This window comes from Bradyrhizobium sp. LMTR 3 (genome assembly GCF_001693485.1).
Taxonomy (GTDB): Bacteria; Pseudomonadota; Alphaproteobacteria; order Rhizobiales; family Xanthobacteraceae; genus Bradyrhizobium.
Map to the genome: position 1 here is coordinate 382,619 of NZ_MAXC01000055.1, position 6,628 is coordinate 389,246.

Below are 6,628 nucleotides of genomic sequence, written 5' to 3' on the forward strand. Positions count from 1 at the left end.
TAAGCGTCACGCTGGACGTGTTCGTTACACTTGCATCAGTACAGTTGCATCAGCCGCGAACATCTCGCCGTGATGTCGTCGGCTTTTCGCCACATCTTGGCCCGCCGGTGGAACTAATCGAAAGCGCCACTTCGTTCACGCGTCCATCCGCCGAGATCATTTTTATGAAAAGTTTTCCGAAGTTTGTCTGGCTCGTCGCGACGGCCGCGCTGTTCGTTTCATCAGGTGCAAGCGCGCAGAGCCGCGCCCAGTATGAGAGCATGGTCGCAAGCCACGCCGCCGCCAACAACGTGCCGGAAGCGCTGGTGCACCGGGTGATCGTGCGCGAGAGCAAGTATCACCCGAACCTGGTCGGACGCGGCGGCACCATCGGATTGATGCAGATCAAGCTGCCGACCGCGCGCGGCCTCGGCTACACCGGCGACGCCGCGGGCCTGCGCGATCCCGACACCAATCTCGCCTGGGGCATCAAATATCTCGCCGGCGCCTATCGCGCCGCGGGTGGCGATCACGGCCGCGCCGTGCGCTATTATGCAAGCGGCTATTATTACGCCGCAAAGCGTTACGCGGCAAAGCGCCAGAGGCCGGAGCAGCCGCTGCAGATCGCGCCCGTGCTGGCGAGCGGTGCGACGCCGAAAATCGTCGCCAGCCCGGTCGGAACGCCGGCTGACGCGAACGCGCTTCAGGCCGCAAAATAGCTGTATCTCGTGTCCCGGGCGCGGTGCAGCGCTTGCGCTGCTCCGCAGAACCGGGACCCATACCACCCGTCTAGGCCCGGCTCAGCAGCGCAACGCTGGCGTTGCGCTGCGTCCGGGGCACGAACGCTGTGCAAGTTCCTTCCGAAATGTCCTTTGGCCGGACCATGACGACAGGGCGCGTGTTGACACCTCCGCCCAACCGCCTACATTAGTCCTGTTCCGAGGGGTGCTCCGACGAGGAGCTGAGATACCGCAAGCTTGGGCAGTTCTACTTCTTCAAAGTAGAGGTCTGGGACCGCGGTGACCCTTTGAACCTGATCCGGGTCATGCCGGCGAAGGGACAGGGATGTACCAGAAGTCAGATCTGCGGGGGGATTCCCCCGTCTCCATCATCGGCGCGGGCATTGCCGGCGCCTGGCAGGCGCTATTGTTCGCACAGGCCGGCCACGCCGTCACTTTGTACGAGCGCAGTGACGCCGATATGACGCTCTCCACCAGCCACTGGGCCGGCGGCATGCTGGCGCCTTATTGCGAGGCTGAGACCTCCGAGCCTGTGATCGGCCGGCTCGGCTTCCGCTCGCTCGATTTGTGGCGGGAGCTCTTTCCCGACACCCCGTTCAACGGATCGCTGGTGGTGGCGCATCCGCGCGACCGCGCCGATTTCGAGCGTTTTGCCAAACTCACCACCGGCCATGTCAGGCTCGACGCAAGCGGCGTCGGCGGGCTCGAACCCTCGCTCGACGGACGTTTTCGCGACGGCCTGTTCTATGCCGAGGAGGGCCATGTCGAGCCGCGCAAGGTGCTGCCCGAGCTGCATGCACGCATCGAAGCCGCCGGCGGCACGATCAAGTTCGATTGCGACATCAGTGCGGAAGATCTCGACGGCATCGTGATCGACTGCCGTGGGCTCTCGGCGCGCGACGAGCAGCCGGAATTGCGCGGCGTCAAGGGCGAGATGATCATCATCGAGACGAGCGAAGTCGAGCTGTCGCGCCCGGTGCGTCTGATCCATCCGCGCTGGCCGCTCTATGTCATCCCGCGCGGCGACGGCAAATTCATGCTGGGCGCGACCTCGATCGAGGCCGAGGACACCGGCGTCAGCGTGCGCTCGGCGCTGGAGCTGCTCGGCGCGGCCTATGCCGTGCATCCGGCCTTTGCCGAAGCGCGCATCGTCGAGTTCGGCTCGGGGCTGCGTCCCGCCTTCCCCGACAACCTGCCGCGGATCACGGTTCGCAAGAACAGAATCGCGGTCAACGGCCTTTACCGCCACGGCTTCCTGCTGGCGCCGGCGCTGGCCGAGCTGACGCTTCGCTTCGTGCAGCGCGGCCAGATCGACAATGAGGTGATGCGATGCGTGTGACCATCAACGGCGAACAGCGCGAGATCGCCTCGGAGCGCGTCGACGCGCTGCTCTCCGAGCTCGAATACGAAGGCACGCATTTCGCGATCGCCGTGAACTACGACGTCCTGCCGAAAAGCCGCTGGGCCGAGACCGCACTGAAAGCCGGCGACGAGATCGAGATCATCACCCCACGGCAGGGAGGGTGATGGATGCCAGTGCACACGCTGCACACTCCGCTGTCATCGCCCGGCTTGACCGGGCGACCCAGTACGCCGCGGCCTGTCGTTCGATCGCAGGCTTCCCGGCGTACTGGATCCCCGCATTCGCGGGGATGACAGGATTATTTGAGGAAACACCGTGAACATGCTGAACTTCTACGGCAAAACCTTCTCCTCCCGCCTGCTGATCGGCACGGCGCTCTATCCCTCGCCGGCGATCATGCAGGAGGCGATCCGCGCCTCCGGCGCCAACATCGTCACGGTGTCGCTGCGGCGCGAGGCCGCCGGCGGCAAGACCGGGGATGCGTTCTGGTCGCTGATCCGCGAGCTCGATGTCACCGTGCTGCCGAACACCGCCGGCTGCCGCAGCGTGCGCGAGGCGGTGACCACCGCAAAGCTGGCGCGCGAATTGTTCGGTACGCCCTGGATCAAGCTCGAAGTGATCGCCGACAACGACACGCTGCAGCCTGACGTGGTCGGCCTGGTCGAAGCCGCCGGAATCCTGATCAAGGACGGCTTTGAGGTGTTCCCCTATTGCACCGAGGATCTTTCGGTGGCGATGCGGCTGGTCGATGCGGGGTGCAAGGTGGTGATGCCGTGGGCCGCGCCGATCGGCAGCGCGAAGGGAATCACCAACCGCGATGCGCTAAAACTGATGCGCGAGCGCCTGCCCGACATCACGCTGGTGGTCGATGCCGGCATCGGCGCTCCCTCGCATGCCGCCCACGCCCTCGAACTCGGCTACGACGCCGTGCTGCTCAACACCGCGGTGGCAAAAGCTGCCGACCCCGTCGCGATGGCGAAGGCGTTTCGATCAGGCGTCGAAGCCGGCCGCACCGCCTATGAAGCCGGCCTGATGGAAGCCCGCGACTTCGCCTCGCCCTCCACCCCTGTGATCGGGACACCGTTCTGGCATGCCGTATCCTGATCGCCACGCGTATCCTGACCGCTTTTATCCCGTCGTCGACAGCGTCGCCTGGGTGGCCCGGCTGGCGCTGCTCGGCGCCGGCACCATCCAGTTGCGCGCCAAGAATCTCGACGACGCCGGGGCGCTGCAGATCGTGACCGACGCCCTCGAAGTCATCAAGGGCACCGACGCCAAACTCGTGGTCAACGACTACTGGCGCGCGGCGATCGTCGCCGGCGCAAAGCACCTGCATCTCGGCCAGGAAGATCTGGTCGACGCCGACCTCAACGAAATCCGCAAAGCAGGGCTGACGCTCGGCATCTCCACCCACGACGACGAGGAGTTGGCGACCGCGCTTGCCGCGAAGCCGGACTACATAGCGCTCGGTCCGATTTTCCCGACCACGCTGAAATCGATGCGCTTTGCGCCGCAGGGGATTCCAAAGATCACCGAATGGAAAAGGCGCATCGGCGACATCCCGCTGGTCGCGATCGGCGGCATCAAGTTCGAACAATCAGCCGAAATCTACGCCGCCGGCGCCGACTCGATCGCCGTCGTCAGCGACGTCACCCAGAACACCGACCCCGATGCGCGGGTGCGGCAGTGGCTGGGCCAAGGCGCGGAGGCGGCGTGATGTTCCACTCTTTCCCCGTCATTGCGAGCGAAGCGAAGCAATCCATTGGCACTGCGTACTCGGTAACAATGGATTGCTTCGTCGCTTCGCTCCTCGCAATGACGGAAGAAATTTCCACCGGCGTCATTCCGGAGCGCGCGCAAGCGCGAATCCGGAATCTCGCTCAATAACCTCGAGGTTCCGGATCGGTCCGCTTCGCGGTCCGTCCGGAACGACGCCCATAACACGGAGGATACGGTATGAACATTCGCTCCAACCCCGACACCACCCTTCCCGCCGTCACCACCGGGCCCCTGCCCTCGTCGCGAAAAATCTTTTCAGCGCCGGACGCCGCGCCCGACCTGCGCGTGCCCTTGCGCGAAATCATCCTCTCGGAAGGCGCCGGCGAACCGAACCTGCCGGTCTACGACACCTCCGGCCCCTATACCGACCCCTCCGTCGTGATCGACGTCAACGCCGGTCTCCCCCGCAACCGTCTCGCCTGGGTGAAGGAGCGCGCCGGGGTCGAGGAATATGCGGGCCGCGAGATCAAGCCGGAAGACAACGGCAATGTCGGCGCTTCGCACGCTGCAAAAGCCTTCACCGCGCACCACAAGCCGATCCGCGGCCTCGACGGGCACAAGATCACCCAGCTCGAATTCGCCCGCGCCGGCATCATCACCAAGGAGATGATCTACGTCGCCGAGCGCGAAAACCTCGGCCGCAAAAAGCAGCTCGAGCGCGCGGAAGCAGCGCTCGCGGACGGCGAAAGCTTTGGCGCTGAGGTCCCCGCCTTCATCACGCCGGAGTTCGTGCGCTCCGAGATCGCGCGGGGACGAGCCATCATCCCCTCCAACATCAATCATGCCGAACTCGAGCCGATGATCATCGGCCGCAATTTTCTCACCAAGATCAACGCCAATATCGGCAACTCCGCGGTTACCTCCTCGGTGGAAGAGGAAGTCGACAAGATGGTGTGGGCGATCCGCTGGGGCGCCGACACCGTGATGGACCTCTCCACGGGGCGTAACATCCACACCACGCGGGAATGGATCTTGCGCAACTCGCCGGTGCCGATCGGCACGGTGCCGATCTATCAGGCGCTGGAGAAGTGCGAAGGCGATCCCGTCAAGCTGACCTGGGAGCTCTACAAGGACACGCTGATCGAGCAGTGCGAACAGGGCGTCGACTATTTTACGATCCACGCCGGCGTCCGCTTGCCCTACATCCACTTAACCGCCAACCGCGTCACCGGCATCGTGTCGCGCGGCGGCTCGATCATGGCGAAGTGGTGCCTGGCGCATCACAAGGAAAGCTTCCTCTACACGCACTTCGACGAGATCTGCGACCTCATGCGCAAGTATGACGTGTCGTTCTCGCTCGGCGACGGCCTGCGCCCCGGCTCGATTGCCGACGCCAACGACCGCGCGCAATTCGCGGAGCTCGAGACGCTCGGCGAACTGACGAAGATCGCGTGGGACAAGGGCTGCCAGGTGATGATCGAAGGCCCCGGCCACGTGCCGATGCACAAGATCAAGATCAACATGGACAAGCAGCTCAAGGAATGCGGCGAAGCCCCGTTCTATACGCTTGGGCCGCTGACCACCGACATCGCGCCGGGCTACGACCACATCACCTCAGGCATTGGCGCCGCCATGATCGGCTGGTTCGGCTGCGCCATGCTCTGCTACGTCACGCCGAAGGAGCATCTGGGTCTCCCCGACCGCAACGACGTCAAGACCGGCGTCATCACCTACAAGATCGCCGCCCACGCCTCTGACTTGGCCAAGGGCCATCCCGCCGCCCAGCTCCGCGACGACGCGCTCTCCCGCGCCCGTTTCGACTTCCGCTGGACCGACCAGTTCAACCTCGGCCTCGACCCTGATACGGCAAAGAGCTTCCACGACGAGACGCTGCCGAAGGAAGCCCACAAGGTCGCCCACTTCTGCTCGATGTGCGGCCCAAAATTCTGCTCGATGAAGATCACGCAGGACGTGCGGGATTATGCGGCAACGCTGAACGATCCGGCGAGCGTGGGGATGTCGATGAGCGGGACGATCGAAGACGGCCTGCCCTCCGAAGCCTTGGCGAAGGAGGGCATGGCGAAGATGTCGCAGAAGTTCAAGGAGATGGGGAGTGATCTCTACCTGGATGCGGAGAAGGTGAAGGAGAGTAATCGGGTGCTGTGAGAGCGCTGCCCACTCACCTAAGCCGCAATGACAGACAATCTGACCGGTGTCTGGGACGGCACCTTTGTTCAGCGGCAGGTAGGAATGGTCACGTTTCTGGCGACGCTCATCGAGTCCGGTGGCGCGCTCACAGGAAACGTGACCGAACCCTGCACAGTGCCTGGCTGCCCGATCAGCACACACAACGCCTCGATTGCGGGTCATCGCTCCGGCAGCGCGGTCTCGTTCATCAAACGTTACGAGCCGCCCGGCCACGGCTATAACACCGTCTCTTATGAAGGCACGGTCAATGCCGAGGCGACAGAAATCGACGGGCGCTGGAAGCTGCCGGGCACGGCGGCAGCCGGGACGTTTCTGATGGTCCGATCGAGCAAGCCGGCGGAAGCCGTCGCAGCGGAAGAGCGGGCGAAGGAGCCGGTGCGGTAGCAGGTGGCGTTAACCCGTAGAGCGGATTAGGGCGCGTGTACTCATAATGCGCCGTCCGGTTTCGGCGGTTTAGCGGAAATCCCTCCTTGCGCTGCATATGTCGCAGAGTGTGAAGGGTTTCGGATGCCGGCCGCTTGAGGGACGTCGCGGCGTATTCGGCGGCCGGCGTCCGAAAGCCTCCAAGGGAGGAAACCGCGGGAGGGAGCACGTGGGTAGCGCGGCGTGGCTATGGGGA

Annotated in this window: 7 protein-coding genes and 1 riboswitch; all 7 genes read left to right on the forward strand. The window is 64.2% G+C overall.

Going from position 1 to position 6,628, the window contains the following annotated elements; genetic code table 11:
• The first annotated feature begins 164 nt into the window (after nucleotides 1-164).
• The 7 genes from LMTR3_RS35955 to LMTR3_RS35985 all read left to right on the forward strand — a co-directional run bounded on the left by LMTR3_RS35955 (nucleotide 165) and on the right by LMTR3_RS35985 (nucleotide 6,393).
• Entirely contained in the window at nucleotides 165-698 is a 534-nt protein-coding gene (locus tag LMTR3_RS35955; RefSeq protein WP_084030015.1) for a lytic transglycosylase domain-containing protein, read from the forward strand.
• Between the two features lie 212 nt (nucleotides 699-910).
• Nucleotides 911-1,057: riboswitch (TPP riboswitch) on the forward strand.
• On the forward strand, nucleotides 1,045-2,058 hold the full coding sequence (locus LMTR3_RS35960) for an FAD-dependent oxidoreductase (protein WP_065749657.1): 1,014 nt from the start codon (nucleotides 1,045-1,047) through the stop codon (nucleotides 2,056-2,058). Its footprint overlaps the riboswitch before it by 13 nt.
• Complete coding sequence (thiS, locus tag LMTR3_RS35965) at nucleotides 2,049-2,246, forward strand: sulfur carrier protein ThiS (protein ID WP_028349567.1); 198 nt, start codon at nucleotides 2,049-2,051, stop codon at nucleotides 2,244-2,246. Before LMTR3_RS35960 ends, thiS begins: the two co-directional genes overlap by 10 nt.
• A gap of 157 nt (nucleotides 2,247-2,403) precedes the next feature.
• Nucleotides 2,404-3,186 carry a thiazole synthase gene (locus LMTR3_RS35970; RefSeq protein ID WP_065749658.1) on the forward strand — a complete coding sequence of 261 codons (783 nt, stop codon included), beginning with the start codon at nucleotides 2,404-2,406 and terminating at the stop codon, nucleotides 3,184-3,186.
• The gene (locus LMTR3_RS35975) at nucleotides 3,173-3,799 is read left to right on the forward strand and encodes a thiamine phosphate synthase (protein ID WP_065749659.1); all 627 of its coding nucleotides are present in this window, start codon (nucleotides 3,173-3,175) and stop codon (nucleotides 3,797-3,799) included. The genes LMTR3_RS35970 and LMTR3_RS35975 overlap by 14 nt, the downstream gene beginning before the upstream one ends.
• A 239-nt stretch (nucleotides 3,800-4,038) precedes the next feature.
• Nucleotides 4,039-5,967 (forward strand): phosphomethylpyrimidine synthase ThiC, encoded by a 1,929-nt coding sequence (thiC, locus tag LMTR3_RS35980; protein WP_065749660.1) that lies wholly within the window; start codon nucleotides 4,039-4,041, stop codon nucleotides 5,965-5,967.
• 27 nt (nucleotides 5,968-5,994) lie between these two features.
• The gene (locus tag LMTR3_RS35985; protein ID WP_065749661.1) at nucleotides 5,995-6,393 is read left to right on the forward strand and encodes a hypothetical protein; all 399 of its coding nucleotides are present in this window, start codon (nucleotides 5,995-5,997) and stop codon (nucleotides 6,391-6,393) included.
• Nucleotides 6,394-6,628 lie beyond the last annotated feature (235 nt).

What these genes read in the sequence shown, in the direction of transcription:
- LMTR3_RS35955 (WP_084030015.1), top strand. Translation starts at nt 165, where the DNA reads ATGAAAAGTTTTCCGAAGTTTGTCTGGCTCGTCGCGACGGCCGCGCTG.
- LMTR3_RS35960 (WP_065749657.1), top strand. Translation starts at nt 1,045, where the DNA reads ATGTACCAGAAGTCAGATCTGCGGGGGGATTCCCCCGTCTCCATCATC.
- thiS (WP_028349567.1), top strand. Translation starts at nt 2,049, where the DNA reads ATGCGTGTGACCATCAACGGCGAACAGCGCGAGATCGCCTCGGAGCGC.
- LMTR3_RS35970 (WP_065749658.1), top strand. Translation starts at nt 2,404, where the DNA reads ATGCTGAACTTCTACGGCAAAACCTTCTCCTCCCGCCTGCTGATCGGC.
- LMTR3_RS35975 (WP_065749659.1), top strand. Translation starts at nt 3,173, where the DNA reads ATGCCGTATCCTGATCGCCACGCGTATCCTGACCGCTTTTATCCCGTC.
- thiC (WP_065749660.1), top strand. Translation starts at nt 4,039, where the DNA reads ATGAACATTCGCTCCAACCCCGACACCACCCTTCCCGCCGTCACCACC.
- LMTR3_RS35985 (WP_065749661.1), top strand. Translation starts at nt 5,995, where the DNA reads ATGACAGACAATCTGACCGGTGTCTGGGACGGCACCTTTGTTCAGCGG.